The following is a 1,782-nucleotide window of genomic DNA, read 5'->3' as shown; positions in this document are numbered from 1 at the left end:
GCGAGGCGCTCGCGCTCGACCTCCTGGCGCCGGCGCGTCTCCTCGGCCTCGGCCTCCAGCTGCTTGGCCTTGATGCCGTTGTCCTTGAACACCTGAACGGCCTCGGCCATGGCGCCGATTTCGTCGCTGCGGCCGACGCCCGGAACCTGTGTCTCGAATTTCCGCTGCGCCAGAAGCCGCATCGCCTGCGTCATTTGGATGATGGGCGACGCGATGGAGCGGGCAACAAGCCACATCAGGATTGCGCCGGCGAGACCGATGACGGCGGCGACGGCGATTTGCACCATCGAATCCGTGGCGTTTCGGTCCGAGAGATCCGCATCCAGCTTCGCCGCATCGGCGAGAGCTATGGCACGCGGAACCTTGATGACGATCGACCAGGTCAAGTCCGTGCGGCCAAAGTTGATGGGAGCCGAAACCGCTATGGATTCGTCTGTCGAGTCCAACTGCTCTTTGCCGCTCTCAATGCCGGCCCTCAGCCTTGAGAGCGCTGGATCGACCTTTTCGAAGGGACCGCCGATCGCTTCAGGATGCTCGCTGGAGGCAACCGTCAGCCCCTGCCCACTCACGATGGTTACGTCGGCCTGGGAAGAAAAGATCGAGCCGTCCACCTTTTGGGCGAGCTGCTGCACGAAATCGAGGTTGTAGTCAGCGCCGACAACGCCCCGGAACTTGCCGTCGATCATGATCGGAACGGACATGGTCGCGAGATAGACGTTCTTGCCCTGAACGATGTAGGGCAGGGGGGAGAGAATGCTCTCACCCTTGCCGGTCTGCGGACCAATGTACCAGCCGCCCTTCATCACGCCGTTCGGGTGGAGGTCCTGGCTATCGTACTCGACGAGTGGCTGAAGGGCGATCTTGCCGGAAGCGTCCCTCGTCCAGTAAGGCAGAAATCGTCCCGTCGCATCCGAACCGGCATCTGCGCGGTTCCGGAAAGCGGCGTCATTGCCGTCGATCGCATCAGGCTCCCAGGCACTATACGTTCCGTTGAAGCCCGGATTGTCCTTCAGGACATTGAGAAGAATGCGGTTGAACTGGCTGCGGCGCTCGGCTGGCGGCGTTGAATCCGGTCCACCGGCTGCCGCGACCTCAAACGAACGCGCCATGTTGCGCGCCGCGTCAAACGCTTGATTGATCGTTGCCGCGATCCTCTCCGCCTGGGTATTGGCCAGCCGCTGAAGGCTCTCCGATGTCTGGCGCTCGATGAGCGTAGAAACGGAATTTGCGACATAGGTTCGGCTGTTGCCCGAGGCGTAGAGCGAGTAGCCAACCAGACCCGCCGTCGCGCCCAATATGCAAGTTACGGAAAATACCGCGATTTTCATCTGGATGGATTTGAACGTCATGACGGCCGAACTTCTTCGGGTTGTGGAAGAGCTGGAGCTTATCGTTCGAGTATTTAAAAAGTATAAAGTTCCAAAAATCGTCTTAATATGACTTGGGCGGTAGGAAAAATAACAGGTATGTGTAACTTACATAAGGTGCAATCATAGGTTATGCGGTCGCTATGCATCACGACCGAGTGCGGGTATCCCTGGACGGTATAATGTAATCAATTCCGGGTCGACGTATTTCGCATGGCGAGAGACTGTGGAGGCATCCTCGACGTGAGCGACTGATCTTTCCTTGTTGAAGTCGTTTATTGGCTGAGGAGGCGAGATTGCGTTCCCGGTCTTGGCTATGTGAGAACAAAATGAAGGGGCGGCGGGCGATGATCGCCGGCCGCCCCTCGTCTTGTTTGGTCCGTTCTGGTCAGAACTCTTCCCATCCGTCGTCGCC

General features: G+C 58.6%; 1 protein-coding gene. It reads right to left on the bottom strand.

Going from position 1 to position 1,782, the window contains the following annotated elements; genetic code table 11:
- Nucleotides 1-1,349, bottom strand: a 1,349-nt coding sequence (locus B5D38_RS21765) for a PDC sensor domain-containing protein (RefSeq protein ID WP_131829996.1), incomplete at its 3' end; no start/stop codon positions are given.
- Nucleotides 1,350-1,782: the final 433 nt, after the last annotated feature.

Origin of the sequence: Consotaella salsifontis, from assembly GCF_900167365.1 — a bacterium.
In the GTDB taxonomy this organism is placed as follows: Bacteria; Pseudomonadota; Alphaproteobacteria; order Rhizobiales; family Rhizobiaceae; genus Consotaella; species Consotaella salsifontis.
Note: the sequence above shows the minus strand (reverse complement) of the source record. Positions and strands in the feature narration are given on the sequence as shown.